Here is a 17,779-nt window from a genome sequence, read left to right as displayed (position 1 = left end):
ATTTGAATGATTTTTATATGCCAGAGGCAGATGAATACTTGCTTATACCTTGAGGATGCGTTCGCCGCGTCCTATACCTGAGCCACCCGTTCTGACTGTCTCCAGAATTGACGCACGGTCGATGGAATCAATGAATGCATCCAATTTACCTTTGTTGCCCGTCAATTCTATGGTGTAGGTTTTTTCGGTCACGTCAATGATGCGGCCGCGGAAAATATCCGCTGTACGCTTCATTTCTTCGCGCTCTTTACCTACCGCTCTGACCTTGATCAGCATCAGCTCGCGTTCGATGTGTGCGCCTTCAGTCAGATCAACCACCTTCACCACTTCAATCAGACGATTCAGGTGTTTCGTGATCTGCTCGATGATGTCGTCTGACCCGCTGGTAACGATGGTCATGCGGGACAAGGTCGGGTCTTCGGTCGGCGCAACCGTCAGCGTTTCAATATTGTAGCCACGGGCAGAAAACAATCCGACCACGCGGGACAATGCACCGGCTTCATTTTCCAGCAGGATGGAGATAATGTGTCTCATATCACAGATCCTCCGAGCCAAGCAGCATTTCAGTCAGGCCCTGCCCCGCCTTCACCATAGGCCAGACATTTTCTGTCTGATCGGTAATGAAGTTCATGAATACCAGTCTGTCTTTCATTGCGAACGCCTCACGTACTGCACCATCAACGTCTGCAGGATTTTCAATTTTCATGCCGACGTGACCATAAGCTTCCACCAGTTTGGTGAAGTCCGGCAGTGAATCCATATAGGATTCGGAATAGCGTGAACCATAATCAATTTGCTGCCACTGTCTGACCATACCGAGGAAGCGGTTATTCAACAAAATGATCTTGGGTGTCAGGTGATATTGCTTACAGGTCGCCAATTCCTGGATACACATTTGTATCGAGGCTTCGCCGGTAATGCAGGCAACGGTCGCATCGGGATTCGCCATCTGCACGCCCATCGCGTATGGCAGGCCAACGCCCATCGTGCCCAGACCACCGGAGTTAATCCAGCGACGCGGTTTATCGAAACGGTAGTATTGCGCCGCCCACATCTGATGTTGTCCTACGTCGGAAGTCACAAAGGCATCGCCATTGGTTACTTCCCACACTTTTTCAACCACCGATTGTGGCTTGATGAGTTCAGACGAAGTGGCATATTTCAGGCATTCCTTTCCGCGCCACTCGTTGATCTGTTTCCACCATGCTGCCAGCGGCTTCGGATCAGGACGGGTTTCGACTGCACCTAACTGCGACAACATCTCTTGCAATACGTCTTTGACATTACCAACAATAGGAATGTCCACTTTCACGCGCTTGGATATTGAGGAAGGGTCAATGTCTATATGAATAATTTTGCGCGTATTCGACGCAAAATGCTTAGGATTGCCAATCACGCGGTCGTCGAAACGTGCACCGATCGCAATCAGCACATCACAGTGCTGCATCGCCATGTTAGCTTCGTACGTCCCATGCATACCGGGCATGCCGACGAATTTTTCATCGCTGGCGCGATAAGCACCAAGACCCATCAACGTGTTTGTGCAAGGGAATCCCAGCTCGTCCACCAGCTTATTTAATTCAGCAGAAGCATGCGCCAGAATAACGCCGCCACCGGTGTAGATCATCGGGCGTTCTGCCTGCAGCAACAACTGAACAGCCTTGCGGATCTGACCAGCGTGTCCTTTATCGACAGGCTTATAAGAACGCATTTCAACTTCACGCGGATAGCTGTAAGTGGTTTTGTGCATGCTGATATCTTTAGGAATATCAACCAGCACAGGGCCTGGGCGTCCGGTTGTTGCGATGAAAAATGCTTTTTTGATCGTCTCTGCCAGCTCCCGTACATCTTTGACCAGGAAATTATGTTTCACGCAAGGACGGGTAATACCTACCGTGTCACACTCCTGGAAAGCATCCTGGCCAATAACGGCACTGGATACCTGACCCGAGATGATCACCATAGGAATCGAATCCATGTAAGCAGTTGCCAGACCGGTCACCGCATTGGTAACGCCAGGTCCGGATGTGACCAGAGCCACACCTACTTTATTGGAAGAACGGGAGTAAGCATCAGCAGCATGAATTGCAGCCTGTTCGTGACGAACGAGGATATGCTGAAACTTATCTTGTTTGTAGATTGCATCGTAGATATAAAGTACTGCGCCGCCCGGATATCCGAAAACATGCTCAATACCTTCTTCGGCAAGACACTTGACCAGTATCTCTGCGCCTGTAAATTCTGAACTCATTATGTTGTCCTTTCAAGGTCCATAGGAAATTGATCGGATGTTCTTTCCTGGCGAAATCGACATGTAAATCCGGTGAGCTGATATTCCTTTTTGTACCGCGACATTTTCTTTTACACTCCCGTTGGGCGTGGTACCGGAAAATGCTTAAGGCACTCGTTCAATCAGTGTTAAGGCTTTACAACGACAAATTTCTCACGCTTGTGGCATGGGTTAGAACAAACAGCTTCATTAAAGCGCACTTGCGGGCAATAACATTGTGGGTTATTCCAGCCAAGTATTTGATACCCCGAGATTTTGAGGTGGACTCATACGGTAATGCGTTGCAGCATTTTGGTCAAGCAGAATTATTCTTTTCTCTTTTTATCAATGACTTATTTGATCCGGGAAAATTCGCCGCAAGACAAAACTTGGGACACGTAAGGCTATTTTTGCTAGGATATGCGCAATTTTAAAAGCAGGCAGCTTTTTTAGCGGGTAGCGCCACTATTGACAAGTAAATACACCATCACTATATGAATATCGCCAACAATGGCTACTGATAAAGAATTATCGAATTTCCTGGAAAATGTGGAAAGGCGTGCCTTCAAGCATGCTGTCTATACGGTCAGGAACGAGGAATCAGCGCTGGACATTGTCCAGGAAGCAATGATTAAACTCTCTGAAAAGTATGGCGACAAGCCGGCAAATGAATTGCCCATGCTGTTTCAGAGAATATTGCAAAACACCATTCTGGATTTTTTCCGGCGTGAGAAAGTGCGGAATACCTGGGTCAGCCTGTTTTCCAGCATTACGCCCGGCAATAATCAGGACGATGATAACTTTGACTTACTTGAAAGTTACGCTGCGGAAGAAGGAACTGAAGCGGCAGAATCGACTGCGGATAAGTTAGAACGTGAACAGGTTCTGAATATTATTGATGATGAAATAAAAAAGCTGCCTGCGCGTCAACGGGAAGCCTTCCTCATGCGTTACTGGGAAGACATGGATGTCGCAGAGACAGCCGCAGCAATGGGCTGCTCAGAAGGCAGCGTCAAAACGCATTGCTCTCGTGCAACCCACGCACTGGCCGCCAACCTCAAGGCTAAAGGAATACAGTTATGAACTACTCAAAAGAATCGCGGGATCTTGATTTTGCCTACAAGGTAAAACGTGCCCTGAACGAATCAGCAGAAAATATCCCATCTCCGGCACTGGAGAGACTGGCGCAAGCACGCAAGCTTGCTCTTGCCCGCAAGAAGCAGGAAGCTCCTGTCAGTGTATTGGCAATCAAAAACGTCTTCGCCGGGGTAAACGGTTTTGCGTCTCAAGGCATGGGCTCTTGGTTTGGTAAAGTGAGTTTATTGCTACCTATGCTGGCGCTGGTTGCCGGATTGTTTGGTATTTATGAGTACGAACAGCAACAAAACATCAGCGAATTAGCTGATATTGATGCCGCTGTCCTCGTTGATGAATTACCGCCCGCAGCTTATGTCGATACCGGCTTTACCGCTTATCTGAATAAAGCGGAGGAGTAAACGTGGCGTTTTCCAATTTACGTCATTACGTATTTTTCCTGCTTTTCAGTGCTGGCCTGCCATTTGCGCTGGCGGGCGGCACTAATGCTGTGCCTGCTTCCAAACCGGCAGCCACACCTGCAATTGCAGCACCTGCCACACTGGTAAGGCCATTGTGGTCGGAACTGAATGTCATGCAAAAACAGGCATTGGCGCCACTGGCAGGAGAATGGGATAAGTTCCCCGAAGGCCGCAAGAAAAAATGGCTGGAAATAGTCACACGCTACGCAAAAATGAAGCCGGAAGAGCAAGTTCGCGTGCAAGAAAGAATGCGCGAATGGATTAAGCTCACACCGGAACAACGCATGGCAGCGCGTGAAAATTTCGCAAAAAGCTCGCTGGTGAAACCTGAGCAAAAATCAGCGCAGTGGCAGCAATATCAGCAACTCAGCGCCGAAGAAAAACAACGTCTCGCGCAGGAGCATGCAAAGAAAAAAAGCGTGACCAATTTATCGCCTGATCTGGTGAAAAATCCGCAAATACTGGCACCGATTAAGCTGGGCCCTAAGCCACCGGCAAAACCAGCGTTAGCAGCGCCGATCGCGCCAATAACACCGGTGCCAGCATCGGCAGCAGCATTAGTGGCCGCACCTGCGCCAGCTTCCGGCAGTCTGCCTGCCGTCAGTGAACCTGCCATCGCTCCGGCCGCGGGTTCTGCATCCCAAGCCGTATCGAAATAATCTGTGAACAGCGTTTTAGCCACACCCACTTTACGTCGCCGTTTAATTTGCATGGTCTATGAGGCCTTGCTCTTATTCGGCATCGTCTTTGTTGCCGGTTTTTTGTTTGATGTCATCACGCAAAGCAAGCACGCACTGACCTTGCGACACCTACGGCAAGTGTGGCTGTTTATCGTCATCGGTATTTATTTTGTGTTTTGCTGGACCCGCAGCGGACAAACGCTTGCGATGCAAACCTGGCGCATCCGCGTGGCAGATACCGACGGCAAAAAACTTCCGTTGGTGAAGGCGATCGTCCGCTATTGCCTTGCCTGGATGTGGTTTATTCCAGCAATGGCCATCAATTATCAGCTCGGACTTAAAGAGTGGCCGATGGTAATCGTTCTCGGTATCGGCATCGCAGGCTGGGCGATGACATCACGTCTCGACGAACATGGTCAATTTTTACACGATAAGCTCGCTAAAACACGCTTATTTCACGTTTCTTCTGAGAACGAGAAAATTGCCACAATGTAGCGAGAGGTTTTGCTGTTGAACAGAACGATGTTATTCTAATGAAATAATTTTTCGAGAAGAATCACATGCAACACAAAGCTCCTCGCCGCACCCGGGAACGCATCCTCGAACTTTCCCTCCGCTTGTTTAATGAATTTGGTGAGCCAAACATCACAACAACGGTGATTGCCGAAGAAATGAATATTTCGCCCGGCAATCTGTATTACCATTTCCGCAATAAAGACGATATCGTCAACTCCATTTTTACCCAGTTTGAGGCGGAAATTAATAAAAAGCTCGCCTTTCCACAGGGTAGAAAAGCAAATATTCAGGATATCTGGACCTATCTGCATCTGACTTTTGAACTGGTATGGCGCTATCGCTTTTTCTATCGCGATCTGAGTGATTTACTGTCTCGCAACCGTAAGCTGGAACTCAACTTCAAAGAAATCCTGTCGCATAAAATCAAAGTCGCCACCGATCTCTGTCACGACTTGCGTGCCGACGGTGAATTCGAAGCAACCGATATGGATATAGATGCGCTCGCAACCAATATGGTGGTCGTTGCCACTTACTGGCTGTCGTATGAATATGTACGCAATCCGCGTAAATATTCAGAGCTGCAAACCATGTCGGAATCACTGGCGCGCGGCTGCTATCAGGTCATCGTACTAATCAGCCCGTATTTACGCGGCGAAACCAAACAGGTTTTTGAAAAAATGTCGCAGAACTACCTGCAAAAAATGAATCATTCATGAAAGCAATCTGCGTTTATTGCGGCTCAGCGGCAGGAATCCTGCCCGCCTATGCGGCTGGTGCCAGACAACTGGCAGCAAATCTGGTCGAACAACAGCTGGGACTGGTCTATGGCGGCGGCAACGTCGGCCTGATGGGTATCATTGCCGATGAAGTCATGCGGCTTGGCGGGCGAGTCACCGGCATTATTCCTCAAGCGCTGATGGATAAAGAAGTCGGTCATCGCGGCCTGAGCGAGCTGCATATCGTCAAAAATATGCATGAGCGCAAAGCCATGATGGCGGAATTATCCGATGGTTTTATCGCTATGCCAGGCGGCATAGGTACACTCGAAGAATTATTCGAGGTCATGACCTGGGCACAACTGGGTTTTCATGACAAACCGATAGGCTTACTGAATGTCGAAGGCTTCTACGACGGTCTGCTGGAATTTTTAAAGAATACCCAGCAACAAGGCTTCTTGCGCTCAGCGCATCTGGATTTACTCTATTCCAGTAGTAATCCGGCAGAGTTATTACAGCACTTCGCGACCTATCAACCTGTACACGTGCGTAAATGGGTAGATAAACCAGACCTGTAATCTGTCAGTACTCTGCCACAGACGCGTCGCTGGGAAGCGTCTGTGCCTGCGAATACTTTTCCATCCATATCTGGACGAATGCGGTTTTCCCGGAAATACAGAGTAAAATGCCGCTTCATCCGTTCTTTACGTGTTTATTTCAATACTATGAAATTCTCCAAGCAATTTTCTCTGTACGAATCCGAAGCAACTGGCTTTCTCAAAAGTTTAAAAACTGCGAATCCTAAGCTGGAGCAAAGCCAGCGTGATGGTCGCGCGCTGTTATGGGACAAAGCTCCAGTTGATCTGGAAACGCAAAAAAACAATCTGGAATCCCGCGTGCCTCAACAAGCTTACGTTTACCAAAACAAAGGCTGATCCTGTCAGAGCGCCCTGCTTGTGACTACGTCTGAACTTCCCTCGTCAGAGTTACCTCTGGTCGGTGCCGTTGATAGCACGCCCGATGTCGTTGACGGCATGGCGTTTGCGCGACTGTACGGCGAGCCATTGTTCAAGCTGCCGAATGATTTATACATTCCGCCAGATGCGCTGGAAGTTTTTCTGGAGGCATTCGAAGGGCCGCTGGATTTATTGTTGTATCTGATCCGCAAACAGAATTTCAATATTCTCGACATTCCGATGGCGCAAGTGACCTTGCAATATCTGAAGTACGTCGATCAGATTCGCGAACATAATCTGGAGCTTGCCGCAGAATACCTGCTGATGGCCGCCATGCTGATCGAGATTAAATCGCGCATGCTGCTGCCATCCACCAAAAGCAATGCCGAAGACGAGGCTGAAGACCCGCGTGCGGAATTGGTACGACGCCTGCTCGAATATGAGCAAATGAAACTGGCTGCTTACGATTTAAATGCGATACCGCAGTTAGGCCGTGATTTTTTGCACGCACAGGTATTCGTCGAGCAAAACACGGTATTGCACTGGCCGCATGTGGAAATAGCCGATATACAAGCCGCCTGGGCCGACATCATGAAGCGGGCAACACTGGTGGCGCATCATAAAATCAGCCGCGAAGAATTATCGGTACGCGAACACATGTCCGGTATTTTACGTAAGCTGCAATCGACTAAATTTGTCGAATTCTCCGAATTATTCGATCCTTCCCGCGGCGCGCCGGTACTGGTCGTGAATTTTGTCGCCTTGCTCGAACTGGCGAAAGAAACGCTGATAGAAATCACGCAGGCCGAAGCCTTCGCGCCCATCTACGTCAGACTCGCCTATTCGCCAGTCTGAGTATCATTGATAACCGAAACATCACACATTCATTATGAAAATCATTTCATCCATTGAAGAATTACGCGACCATCTGAGCGGTCAGTTACGCACGGCATTTGTGCCGACCATGGGCAATCTGCACGAAGGTCATCTGTCGCTGATGCGACTGGCAAAAAAGCATGGTGACCCGGTGGTCGCCTCGATTTTCGTCAATCGCCTGCAATTCGGACCGAACGAAGATTTCGACAAATATCCGCGCACTTTCCAGGCTGACGTAGAAAAGCTGGAAAAAGAAGGCGTCTATATTTTGTTCGCGCCGACAGAAAAAGATCTGTATCCGGAGCCGCAGGAATTCCGCGTCCGTCCGCCAGATGATCTCGGCAATATTCTCGAAGGTGAATTCCGCCCAGGCTTTTTCACTGGCGTGACCACGGTGGTGTTGAAATTATTCTCTTGCGTACAACCGCGCGTTGCCGTGTTTGGTAAGAAAGACTATCAACAGCTGATGATCGTCAGAAATATGAGCAAGCAATTTGCCTTGCCAACCGAAATTATCGCAGCCGATACTTTCCGTGCCGAAGACGGCCTCGCCTTATCGTCACGCAATATGTATCTGTCTGCCGAAGAACGGGCCGAAGCGCCTGCACTGTATCAGGCATTGAATCAGGTTGCAGAAGAAGTCCGTGGCGGTCATCTGGATATGTTTGAACTCGAACGCAAAGCCATGGCCAGCCTCGCAAATCGTCACTGGAAACCGGATTACATTGCGATCCGCAAACGTGCCGACCTGCAACCGCCATCTGCTGGCGATATCGCGCAGGGCGCGCCGCTGGTAGTGCTGGCAGCCGCGAAGCTCGGCAATACCCGTCTGATCGACAATCTGGAAATCTGATGACATCGCTGCGCATGCTGATTGGCAGCATCTGCATACTGCCTGCACTGCTGGTCAGCGCCAGCAGTGTGGCGGCGGTCAGTGTCAAAGACGATGCGCAGCGTACGATTACACTCGACAAGCCAGCGCAAAGAATCATCAGTCTGGCGCCGCATGCGACCGAATTATTATTTGCAGCTGGTGCCGCAAAAAGTATCGTTGCCGTCAGTGATTACAGCGATTTTCCCGCAGCAGCAAAGGCCTTGCCTTCGGTAGGTAATGTCTTTGCCTTAGATCTGGAAAAACTGCTGGCCTTAAAACCTGATCTCGTAGTGGTGTGGGGCACAGGTAGCGGCAAATTACTGGTTAACAAATTACGCGACAATCACATCACCGTTTTTGAGAGTGAGCCGCGCGATTATGAGATGGTGACCACCACGCTTGAACGACTGGCGATACTGGCTGGCACGCCAGCCGCAGGCAAAGCGGCCGCAGAGCAATTCCGTTTGCGGCTCGCCAACCTTCAGAAACAATATCAGAGCGCACGCGACAAACCCATCAGTGTCTTTTATCAAGTCAATCGCAAGCCACTGATGACGCTGAATGATACGCACATGGTCTCGGCGGCGATACGCTTATGCGGCGGCAAAAACGTTTTTGGTGCACTGAAAGAAATCAGCCCCACCGTGTCAGTGGAAGCTTTGCTGGCGGCGAATCCGGATGCCATTATCACTGGCGGCAGCAACACCGATAGCCTGAATGAGTGGCGGCAGTTTTCAGTGCTGACTGCAGCAAAGAAAAATCATCTGTACGCGGTGAATGGCGATTGGCTGAACCGCGCCGGGCCACGCATACTGGATGGCACCGAAGCACTCTGCAAGCAAATTGCGGCGGCCAGAGAAAAGTAAAACGGGCTTACGCCTCCAAGTCATCACCACTATCGGCCCACTATCCGTCCACTATCCGCCCCATTCAACGCAACAAATAGTTACCCCTCAAGCATGATTCTGTCTTTACGAGGATAATTCATGCCTCAGCCGCTGTGCGGCTTTTTTCTGGATATGATACATGCGTAAAGGCATCTTCCTGGCAGGCTCCGCTTACATCGTCTGGGGTCTGTTTCCACTGTATTTCAAAGCGCTGCAAAGCGTTCCCTCCTTAGAAATACTGATCCATCGTATGTTATGGTCGCTGCTGTTTTTAGCCGGCGTGCTCGCCTGGCGTCAGCAATGGTCATGGCTGAGCGCTGTCCGTCGCCAGCCGAAAGTGATTGCCGGTTTTACGCTCAGCGCTCTGCTCTTGTCGAGCAACTGGTTTATCTACATCTGGGCCGTCAACGATGGTCATGTCGTCGATGCGAGTCTGGGTTACTTCATTACACCGCTGGTGAATATTCTGATCGGCTCGGCGGTGTTGCGGGAAAGACTGCGTCCGGGTCAATGGCTGGCGGTCGCCTTTGCGGCGCTTGGTGTCGCCTGGCTGACCTGGCAAACTGGTCATTTGCCCTGGGTGGCCTTAGCGCTGGCGATCACCTTCGGCACTTATGGTCTGTTGCGTAAAACGTCGTCACTGGGCGCATTGGAAGGCTTGTCGCTGGAAACGATACTGCTGTTTCCGTTCGCTTTCGCTTATCTGGCGTGGCTGACTTTGCATGGGCAAAATGCGTTTCTTGTACAAGACAGCCACATGCAGATATTGCTCGCACTCAGCGGCCCGATCACGGCAATTCCGCTATTACTGTTTGCTGCCGGTGCGCGCCGGATTCCGATGACGACACTCGGTTTACTGCAATACATCGCACCCAGCGTGCAACTCTTACTCGGCATCTGGGTGTTTCACGAAGCGTTTGATCAGCATAAATTGCTCGGCTTCATTGCGATCTGGGCAGCGCTGCTGGTGTATTCCATGGAAGGGATGTGGATCAGCTTCGCAGCCAAAAAACAGGGAGTATGAGCCTGTTTGCACCAAATCTCAGCGTATTTGCTGGGGTTTTAAAGATACTCCCCCCAGTATATTTGAGGCAAAAAAGCACACCTGGTGTGCTTTTTTTTATTGAGCTAAACGATTCATGTTAAAGTGGCGCCTTCGCTAGGGGTCCTGGAAATGTTTTTCCGGGTGAGAGAGTCCCTTATACCTGATCTGGATAATGCCAGCGAAGGGAAGCGCAAAGTTCATGCCTCTGCCACGTCCTTTTGTGTACTCCCGCGCTGTACTTCACCGCAACCGAGAGTACAACATGAAAAACCCATCTGCACATCATCTTCATCCACGCCGTTTATCGTTGATCGCCATTGCTGTCGCACAGGCATTTGCATGGAACGCGGCGCACGCGCAATCCGTTGAAAAAGATTTACCTGAAGTCATCGTCAGCGGCAACCGGCTCAGCGATGCCAAAGCCGAACGCACCAAAGCCGCCGGTTTTCTGAATACCTCGCTGATCGAGACGCCGTTTTCGGTCACCGCATGGACGACGCTGCAAATGCAGGACTTGCGTATACGCCAAACCACCGATGCGATGAAATTCGATGCCAGCGTGAATGATGCCTATAACGCGATCGGCTATGCCGAGCAATTCTCGATTCGTGGTTTTGCGCTGGATAATTCCAGCAGCTATCGCAAAGATGGTTTTGCGATTCCGGGTGACGCCTCGATTCCGCTGGAAAATAAAGAACGCGTTGAAATCCTCAAAGGTATTTCCGGATTCCAATCTGGTTTCGCGACACCGGGCGGCATACTGAATTATGTGACCAAGCGCCCGACCACATCCGCACTGCGCAGCATCACCACGGAAATTTCAGAACGCGGCACTTTGTATGGCAGTGCCGATCTGGGCGGCATGAGCGCCGACCGCCAATTCGGTTATCGCATCAATGCCGCTGGCGAACGCCTGCGCTCGTATGTCAAAGGGGCGAATGGTGAGCGTCAGTTTATTTCTGGCGCGTTCGACTGGCATTTGTCGTCGCAGGCTTTGCTGCAACTCGATCTCGATTACCAGCACAAATCGCAGCTCTCCGTGCCGGGCTTCCAGCTCACGAATGGCACCGATCTGCCCCGTAACATCAGCGCCGATATGATGCTGAATCAACAGCCGTGGGCGAAACCGGTCGATACCCGTAACACCAATGTGGGCGTGCGTTTTGAATACAAAATCAACGCCGACTGGAACGCCAGCTTTGCCGCGAATCAGCATGAATTCAAACGCGACGATTACACCGCATTTCCGTATGGCTGCAGTTCTGCCAATCTGGCCCCGGGCTATTGTGCAAATGGCGATTACGACGTGTATGACTATCGCAGCCTGAATGAATCGAAATCGATGACCGGCACCCAGGCGCTGCTCAGCGGTAAATTTAACACCTTCGTATTTGCCCATACGTTTGCAGCAGGTTTATCCACTTCCCGCCGCAAAGATTATTTTGGCGATTACATTTACGATTACGCTGGCACCAGCAATCTGTATAACCCGGTTGCCGTTGCACCATCGCCAAATCAGCCGGGTGCGGCCAGCTTACGTCGCACCGATAAAGAATGGTCGGTATTTGCGCAAGACATCATCAGCCTCAGCGATACCTGGAAACTGCACGCCGGCGTGCGCCATCTGCACATCGAGCGCAGCCAACTCGATAATCCCGGCTATGACCGCAATGCCTGGGTGTCGAATGCTGCGCTGGTCTATCAACCTGTGCAATCCATGTCTTTGTACGGTTCGTTTGCGCAAGGGTTGGAACATGGCGGCATCGCCCCTTTCGGCACCAGCAATCAGAATGTCATGCTGAATCCGGCACGCTCGAAACAACTGGAGTTCGGTATCAAGAGCGATCTGAACCGTGATCTGAGCATCACTGCGGCTGTTTTCCGCATTCAGAAACCACTCGAATATACCAACAGCGCCAACGTTTATGTACAGAATGGCGAAGCGCAACATACCGGGCTGGAGCTCGCAGCACAGGGCAAATTAAGTTCGCAACTGTACCTCGGCGCCAGCATCACCGCGCTGGAAGCGAAACAGCAAGACACCGGAAATGCCGCGCTCGATGGCAAACGCGTGTTGAACGTACCTAAGCTGAAATCCAGCATCTATGCCGACTACGCTGTGGCGCAAGTCAAAGGGCTGAATCTGAATGCGAGCTGGCAGTATTCCGGCAATAAAGCCTATTCGCCGGATAACGCGGTGATTGTGCCCGGCTATCAGGTCGTGAATCTGGGTGCGCGTTACGTGACCAGCATTGCCGGCACCGCGACGACCTTGCGCTTTAATATCGACAATGCATTCGATAAATTCTACTGGCGCGATGTCACGCAATCCCTCGGCGGCTACTTGCTGCCGGGCGCCTCAAGGATTTACAAACTGTCTGCACAGTTTGATTTCTGATGTCACGGCAAGCTGATCTGCGCTGAAACGGCGCCGTCATCTCAATAAAAAACGACGATACGCCACGGCGATCGTCGTTTTTTTTATTGCTGGATTGATTACCAGCTTGATAGTCAGTCTGACTGCTATTTGATGGCAGCAGGTCAATTTAACGAAAAATATACTGGGGGGAGTATTTTCTAACACCCAATAAATTCAAAGAGATTTAAGCGAAAATTGAACATACTCCCTACTTTTACCAAAAAACACGAACCCGGAACACGTTTTACAAATCCAAAGCAGAGCAGAATGCTGAATGGCGAGAGGTATCAATCAAAAAACAAACGTGTTTCAACACACCATGCCAGCAGATCAAGCAAAAGATCGGAATTAACTGGATTTTGTTGTTATTGCCGCAATGTTGATATAAATCAACGTTTCTATATTAACATAGTGTTTTATATAGAATTGATCGCTTTGATTGCCTAAATCGGTTTCGATAAAGTTACCCGATCTTTATCTGCCAGCGTCCGGCCGGGCTGAATTAATCTGAATCGGACAGTGACTGCAAACCGTGAACGATGAGGTGTTTTTTACCCCTGCCTCATATCACAAAAAAATATGCCGCATTTGTACCCCCCCTAAGAAAAAATTTTCTTTAACAAGACAGGAAGAGACATGAAACTCAGCTTTCGCAGCAAACTTTATTTACCACTCATCATCAGTTGGCTTTGCCTGCTCGGTATCAGCACGGTGAATGTATTGCAAAATAAAGCACAACGCTTTGAAGAGCGACAGATTGCATTGCGCTTTGCGACGGACGTCGGTATGTCAACAGTGAAAGAGTACGCGGCGCTGGTCAGTTCTGGCGCGATGCCGGTGGAAGAAGCCCAGAAACAAGCGCTGGCGCGCCTCAAGGCCATGCGCTACGGCAAAGATGGTTACTACACCGTGATCAACTCTCACCCGACTGTGGTGATGCATCCGATCAAAGCCGAACTCATCGGCAAAGATGTCAGTGACTTCAAAGACCCGGGCGGCCAGTTTTTCTATCGCAATGTCGCAACCATTGCCAAAGGTGCAGGTGAAGGCTGGATCGAGTATGTCTGGACCAAACCGGGCAATGCGGATCCTAAGCAGGTATTTCCCAAAGGCGCCTACGTTCTGACTTACAAGCCGTGGGACTGGACCTTCATCACCGGCTTATACCTTGACGACCTGACGGATGCCTTCATCAAAGATCTGTGGAGTGCCATCTTTTTGCTGGCAGGTATCGGCATCGTATTGAGTGCGATCATCGTGATCGTGGCACGCAATATTGAGCGTGCCATCGGTGGCGAACCGGAATATGCGGCCGACATCGCGAAAGGCATTGCCGCAGGCGATCTGACGATTGATGTCCACACCCGTGAAAATGATCAGGACAGCCTGCTGTTCGCGATGAAGAGCATGCGCCAGAGTCTCGCTAAAGTGGTTGGCGAGGTACGTCAAAGCACCGATATGATCGCAACCGCCTCCAGTGAAATTGCCTCAGGCAATCTGGATTTATCAGCGCGTACCGAAGAACAGGCTGGCTCGCTCGAAGAAACAGCAGCTTCCATGGAAGAGCTGACGTCGACCGTCAAACAAAATGCGGAAAATGCTCGCCAGGCTAATCAGTTGGTATTGTCCACCGCCGACGTGGCTGCCAAGGGTTCCGTGGCGGGCACAACGGTGGTCAATACGATGGAAGCCATTAACAGCTCCTCGAAGAAAATTGTCGACATCATCAGTGTGATTGATGGCATCGCTTTTCAGACCAATATTCTCGCTCTGAATGCGGCAGTGGAAGCAGCGCGCGCCGGTGAACAGGGACGCGGATTTGCGGTCGTCGCGTCAGAAGTCCGCAATCTGGCACAGCGTTCCGCCGCCGCCGCGAAAGAAATCAAAACACTGATTGATGATTCGGTTGAAAAGGTGGGGCTGGGTTCACAACAGGTAGGTGAAGCGGGCCTCGCGTTGCAGGAAATTGTCACTGGCGTCAATCGCATCACCGATGTGATGAGCGAAATCACAGCGGCCAGCCATGAACAGCAATCTGGCATAGAACAAGTGAATCAGGCCATCATCCAGATGGATCAGGTCACGCAACAAAATGCCGCGCTGGTAGAACAAGCCGCTGCGGCTTCGGCCGCGATGCAAGACCAGGCCAGAAATCTGGCGAACGTGGTCAGCATGTTCAAGCTGGATGCGTCACAAACAACGATCAGCGCGTCATCGTCGCACACCACACGTGCGACACATACGACACCAGTAAAAGCATCGCCACGGATCGCCAACCAGCGTCAGGCGCAGCCGTTGAAAAAAATTGCGAGTACAACGAAACGTGCGGGCACAACAAAACCAGCGACAACAAAAGAAAGCTCAGACTGGGAAGAATTTTAAACGTATCAGCACGAACTCCTGTGACGAAGGAGCTGGTGCAGGTTGATAAAAAAAGCTCATAAAAAAGCTCATAAAAAAGGCTCGCATGTTGCGAGCCTTTTCTTTATCAATCTGTTTTCTATGACTTCAGACATTTGCCCGCACCAGAAAATCCATGCCAACCTCACGCCAGCATTCGGTTTCTTTTTGCAACCAGTAAGCCACCGTCGGATGCAGGGAAACCCAGTCGCGACGCATGTCGAGTTCGATATTCTTTTTCATTTTGAGACGAATATCTTCATAGTCAATTTCTGCGCGTGAATGCATCAGCATCACGGCCAGACGCAATGCCAGCACCGCTTTGGCAAAATCCATTTCAGTCAGACCTTCACTGATTTTGCGCAAATTACCTTTCTGACTGAGGATCAGCTTACTCATGATCCTTTGCTCGCTGGTGGTGAATCCCGCCATGTCGGCATTTTCTATCATGTAGGCACCATGCTTATGGTAACCAGTGTGAGAAACGACCATGCCTACTTCATGCAACATCGCACTCCAGTACAACAAGCGCAAATAGGTATCGGATGCCGGTTTGAGTTGCTGATAAATCGATTTCACCATATCCGCAACGCGATTGGCACGTGACATGTCGATATGGAAAAGCTGGGTAATTTTCTGCACCGAGACTTCGCGCCGGTCGCGTTTGGTCGCACGTAAATACAAGTCCCACATGACGCCCATGCGCAGACCAGCTTCAACCGGCAACAATACTTCGATGTTAAATTCCAGCATCAGCCCGATCAGAATCGCCAGCCCACCGATCACCATGGCGACGCGCTCGGGTTTGATGCCGTTCAATTCAAGTTCGCTGAGTTGTCCGCAGCGGATGCAGTATTGTTTCAGTGCATTGAGACTTTTTAAAGTCAGTTTGCCATCGCCCAGACCATTGTTGACGATCGCATCGGCAATCGCCCGCATCGTGCCAGATGAGCCATAAGCCTTGCGCCAATGCTGCGGCTGATATGGTGGCGCAGCATCTTCAAACATCGATCTTGCGGAAAGAATAGCCGCTTCAAAAGCCGCTTCCGTCAGACGCCCATCCGGAAAAAAACTGGCGCTATGCTTGACAGTGCCTATGCTGAACGATTCCACCTTGATGATCTCGTGCCCACGTCCGAGTATCACTTCCGTCGAACCACCGCCGATGTCCATCACCAGACGGCGCTCATCGGGCACAGGAATCGCGTTCGATACGCCCATATAAATCAGGCGGCCCTCTTCTTCACCGGAAATCACATCAATCGGATGACCAATCGCTGCTTCGGCTCGCGGCAGAATGGCGGCAGAATTTTTAGCGATACGTATCGTATTCGTCGCAACAACACGGACACTGTCAATCGGATAGGCATTCAGAATTTCACGGAAGCGCGCCAGGCAATCAACCGCATTCTGTATCGCCTGCGGCGTCAGATTACCATCCGCATCGAGCCCGGCCGCCAGACGGATAGGCTCACGCGCACTTTTAACGACACGAATCGCATCACCTTCATGACGGGCGATGTGCAAACGAAAACTGTTGGAACCAAGGTCAACGGCAGCCAGCATGTTTTCTATCCTTTACTATCAATACCATGAGAGAGATACAGCACGTCAGAGTGAAAATGATATTAATCATTTTTTATGACCTGCAAGTGACGACAGATTTACGGTGTGACAAAAAAACGTCGCTGCATAGTTTCCAGCCCCGTCGTCTTCAGCACTTCCGCCAGCCGCTCTGCCGGACGTTTCGCAGGCAGACCTTTGTATTCAGCAATGATCAATTCATTTTTCATCGAATGCTCCCATCCTACCAGCTCAGTGACGCGAACCTGATAGCCATGCGCCTCTAACTGCAGACAACGCAACACATTGGTAATCTGACTGCCAAACTCGCGCGTATGTATAGGATGGCGCCACATTTCAGATAAAGGATTATTGCGCACCGCATCGCTTTTATTTTTGCGCAATTCAGCGGCAACTTCTGCCTGGCAGCAAGGTACCAACACCATAAATTTAGCCTTCTTTTTCAAGGCAAACTGTATCGCATCATCCGTCGCCGTATCACATGCATGCAAAGCGGTGACGATATCAATCTGGCCTGGCAACTGATCTGAGGTAATCGAATCTGCCACGGATAAAGTCAGGAAAGACATACCGGGAAAATCGAGACGCCGGGCAAGTTCTGCCGATCGCTGCACCAGTTCATCGCGGGTTTCAATCCCATAGATATGCGCTTTGCTTTGCGACTGTCCGACTTTAAAGAAGAGGTCATACAGAATAAAGCCGAGATAGGACTTCCCTGCCCCATGATCGACCAGACTGATATCGGCATGGTCTTTTTGCAGGGTTTCCAGCAAAGGCTCGATGAATTGATATAAGTGATAGACCTGCTTGAGCTTGCGGCGGCTATCCTGATTCAGTTTGCCATCGCGCGTGAGGATATGCAGCTCTTTGAGCAACTCCAGCGACTGGCCGGGGCGGATTTCATGCTTTTCATTGTGATCTGCCGCATCCTGCCCGCTCTGCCCGTCTGATTTATTTTGTTTGTTTTTTTTGACTACAGGCTTTTTCATGATGGACTGTCC

At 50.3% G+C, this 17,779-nt stretch carries 17 protein-coding genes and 1 riboswitch; of the genes, 13 read left to right on the top strand and 4 right to left on the bottom strand.

Translation table 11 applies throughout. The annotated features are described in order from the left end of the window. Window positions 1-42: 42 nt before the first annotated feature. Together ilvN and H8K26_RS12325 are read right to left on the bottom strand one after the other, a co-directional pair. Window positions 43-534: an acetolactate synthase small subunit gene (gene ilvN, locus H8K26_RS12330; RefSeq protein WP_186885109.1), complete on the bottom strand. Its 492-nt coding sequence runs from the start codon at window positions 532-534 to the stop codon at window positions 43-45. 1 nt (window position 535) lies between these two features. After that, window positions 536-2,251, bottom strand: coding sequence for an acetolactate synthase 3 catalytic subunit (locus H8K26_RS12325; protein ID WP_190479891.1), 1,716 nt, complete (start codon window positions 2,249-2,251; stop codon window positions 536-538). 528 nt (window positions 2,252-2,779) lie between these two features. Here H8K26_RS12325 and H8K26_RS12320 point away from each other — a divergent pair. The 13 genes from H8K26_RS12320 to H8K26_RS12260 all read left to right on the top strand — a co-directional run bounded on the left by H8K26_RS12320 (window position 2,780) and on the right by H8K26_RS12260 (window position 15,176). Next, window positions 2,780-3,352, top strand: coding sequence for an RNA polymerase sigma factor (locus H8K26_RS12320; protein WP_190479889.1), 573 nt, complete (start codon window positions 2,780-2,782; stop codon window positions 3,350-3,352). After that, window positions 3,349-3,765 carry a DUF3619 family protein gene (locus tag H8K26_RS12315; protein WP_186897927.1) on the top strand — a complete coding sequence of 139 codons (417 nt, stop codon included), beginning with the start codon at window positions 3,349-3,351 and terminating at the stop codon, window positions 3,763-3,765. The genes H8K26_RS12320 and H8K26_RS12315 overlap by 4 nt, the downstream gene beginning before the upstream one ends. 2 nt (window positions 3,766-3,767) lie before the next feature. Further along, the gene (locus tag H8K26_RS12310) at window positions 3,768-4,484 is read left to right on the top strand and encodes a DUF3106 domain-containing protein (protein WP_190479887.1); all 717 of its coding nucleotides are present in this window, start codon (window positions 3,768-3,770) and stop codon (window positions 4,482-4,484) included. 3 nt (window positions 4,485-4,487) lie between these two features. Continuing rightward, on the top strand, window positions 4,488-5,000 hold the full coding sequence (locus tag H8K26_RS12305; protein ID WP_317889275.1) for an RDD family protein: 513 nt from the start codon (window positions 4,488-4,490) through the stop codon (window positions 4,998-5,000). A gap of 65 nt (window positions 5,001-5,065) precedes the next feature. Then, window positions 5,066-5,737, top strand: a complete 672-nt coding sequence (locus H8K26_RS12300; protein WP_186885105.1) for a TetR/AcrR family transcriptional regulator — start codon at window positions 5,066-5,068, stop codon at window positions 5,735-5,737. Next, on the top strand, window positions 5,734-6,315 hold the full coding sequence (locus H8K26_RS12295) for an LOG family protein (protein WP_190479886.1): 582 nt from the start codon (window positions 5,734-5,736) through the stop codon (window positions 6,313-6,315). Before H8K26_RS12300 ends, H8K26_RS12295 begins: the two co-directional genes overlap by 4 nt. A gap of 147 nt (window positions 6,316-6,462) precedes the next feature. Beyond that, window positions 6,463-6,672 (top strand): DUF3460 family protein, encoded by a 210-nt coding sequence (locus H8K26_RS12290; protein ID WP_186897924.1) that lies wholly within the window; start codon window positions 6,463-6,465, stop codon window positions 6,670-6,672. Window positions 6,673-6,771: 99 nt separating this feature from the next. Next, window positions 6,772-7,548, top strand: coding sequence for a segregation and condensation protein A (locus tag H8K26_RS12285; protein ID WP_186885287.1), 777 nt, complete (start codon window positions 6,772-6,774; stop codon window positions 7,546-7,548). A 34-nt stretch (window positions 7,549-7,582) separates the two neighbouring features. Beyond that, window positions 7,583-8,422, top strand: a complete 840-nt coding sequence (gene panC / locus H8K26_RS12280; protein WP_186897923.1) for a pantoate--beta-alanine ligase — start codon at window positions 7,583-7,585, stop codon at window positions 8,420-8,422. After that, the gene (locus H8K26_RS12275; protein WP_223827003.1) at window positions 8,422-9,309 is read left to right on the top strand and encodes a cobalamin-binding protein; all 888 of its coding nucleotides are present in this window, start codon (window positions 8,422-8,424) and stop codon (window positions 9,307-9,309) included. Before panC ends, H8K26_RS12275 begins: the two co-directional genes overlap by 1 nt. A gap of 160 nt (window positions 9,310-9,469) precedes the next feature. Further along, the gene (gene rarD / locus H8K26_RS12270) at window positions 9,470-10,354 is read left to right on the top strand and encodes an EamA family transporter RarD (RefSeq protein ID WP_186885101.1); all 885 of its coding nucleotides are present in this window, start codon (window positions 9,470-9,472) and stop codon (window positions 10,352-10,354) included. Between the two features lie 127 nt (window positions 10,355-10,481). Continuing rightward, window positions 10,482-10,579: riboswitch (TPP riboswitch) on the top strand. Between the two features lie 58 nt (window positions 10,580-10,637). Next, window positions 10,638-12,773, top strand: coding sequence for a TonB-dependent siderophore receptor (locus H8K26_RS12265; RefSeq protein WP_190479884.1), 2,136 nt, complete (start codon window positions 10,638-10,640; stop codon window positions 12,771-12,773). 657 nt (window positions 12,774-13,430) lie between these two features. After that, window positions 13,431-15,176 (top strand): methyl-accepting chemotaxis protein, encoded by a 1,746-nt coding sequence (locus H8K26_RS12260; protein WP_190479882.1) that lies wholly within the window; start codon window positions 13,431-13,433, stop codon window positions 15,174-15,176. Between the two features lie 126 nt (window positions 15,177-15,302). Here H8K26_RS12260 and H8K26_RS12255 read toward each other — a convergent pair whose 3' ends face one another. Continuing rightward, window positions 15,303-16,760 carry a Ppx/GppA phosphatase family protein gene (locus H8K26_RS12255; protein WP_186885098.1) on the bottom strand — a complete coding sequence of 486 codons (1,458 nt, stop codon included), beginning with the start codon at window positions 16,758-16,760 and terminating at the stop codon, window positions 15,303-15,305. Between the two features lie 98 nt (window positions 16,761-16,858). Further along, window positions 16,859-17,767, bottom strand: coding sequence for a class I SAM-dependent methyltransferase (locus H8K26_RS12250; protein WP_190479880.1), 909 nt, complete (start codon window positions 17,765-17,767; stop codon window positions 16,859-16,861). Window positions 17,768-17,779 lie beyond the last annotated feature (12 nt).

It is taken from the genome of Cognatundibacterium aquatile, from assembly GCF_014699135.1.
Taxonomy (GTDB): Bacteria; Pseudomonadota; Gammaproteobacteria; order Burkholderiales; family Burkholderiaceae_D; genus Undibacterium; species Undibacterium aquatile.
The sequence above is the reverse complement of the archived record's forward strand: the minus strand, read 5'-3'. Positions and strand labels throughout refer to the sequence as shown.

Bases quoted from the DNA above. Each gene is read 5' to 3' on its own strand.
- H8K26_RS12295 (WP_190479886.1), top strand. From the start codon at position 5,734: ATGAAAGCAATCTGCGTTTATTGCGGCTCAGCGGCAGGAATCCTGCCC.
- H8K26_RS12320 (WP_190479889.1), top strand. From the start codon at position 2,780: ATGGCTACTGATAAAGAATTATCGAATTTCCTGGAAAATGTGGAAAGG.
- H8K26_RS12285 (WP_186885287.1), top strand. From the start codon at position 6,772: ATGGCGTTTGCGCGACTGTACGGCGAGCCATTGTTCAAGCTGCCGAAT.
- H8K26_RS12265 (WP_190479884.1), top strand. From the start codon at position 10,638: ATGAAAAACCCATCTGCACATCATCTTCATCCACGCCGTTTATCGTTG.
- H8K26_RS12325 (WP_190479891.1), bottom strand. From the start codon at position 2,251: ATGAGTTCAGAATTTACAGGCGCAGAGATACTGGTCAAGTGTCTTGCC.
- H8K26_RS12275 (WP_223827003.1), top strand. From the start codon at position 8,422: ATGACATCGCTGCGCATGCTGATTGGCAGCATCTGCATACTGCCTGCA.
- H8K26_RS12315 (WP_186897927.1), top strand. From the start codon at position 3,349: ATGAACTACTCAAAAGAATCGCGGGATCTTGATTTTGCCTACAAGGTA.
- ilvN (WP_186885109.1), bottom strand. From the start codon at position 534: ATGAGACACATTATCTCCATCCTGCTGGAAAATGAAGCCGGTGCATTG.
- H8K26_RS12300 (WP_186885105.1), top strand. From the start codon at position 5,066: ATGCAACACAAAGCTCCTCGCCGCACCCGGGAACGCATCCTCGAACTT.
- rarD (WP_186885101.1), top strand. From the start codon at position 9,470: ATGCGTAAAGGCATCTTCCTGGCAGGCTCCGCTTACATCGTCTGGGGT.
- H8K26_RS12290 (WP_186897924.1), top strand. From the start codon at position 6,463: ATGAAATTCTCCAAGCAATTTTCTCTGTACGAATCCGAAGCAACTGGC.
- H8K26_RS12260 (WP_190479882.1), top strand. From the start codon at position 13,431: ATGAAACTCAGCTTTCGCAGCAAACTTTATTTACCACTCATCATCAGT.
- H8K26_RS12255 (WP_186885098.1), bottom strand. From the start codon at position 16,760: ATGCTGGCTGCCGTTGACCTTGGTTCCAACAGTTTTCGTTTGCACATC.
- panC (WP_186897923.1), top strand. From the start codon at position 7,583: ATGAAAATCATTTCATCCATTGAAGAATTACGCGACCATCTGAGCGGT.
- H8K26_RS12250 (WP_190479880.1), bottom strand. From the start codon at position 17,767: ATGAAAAAGCCTGTAGTCAAAAAAAACAAACAAAATAAATCAGACGGG.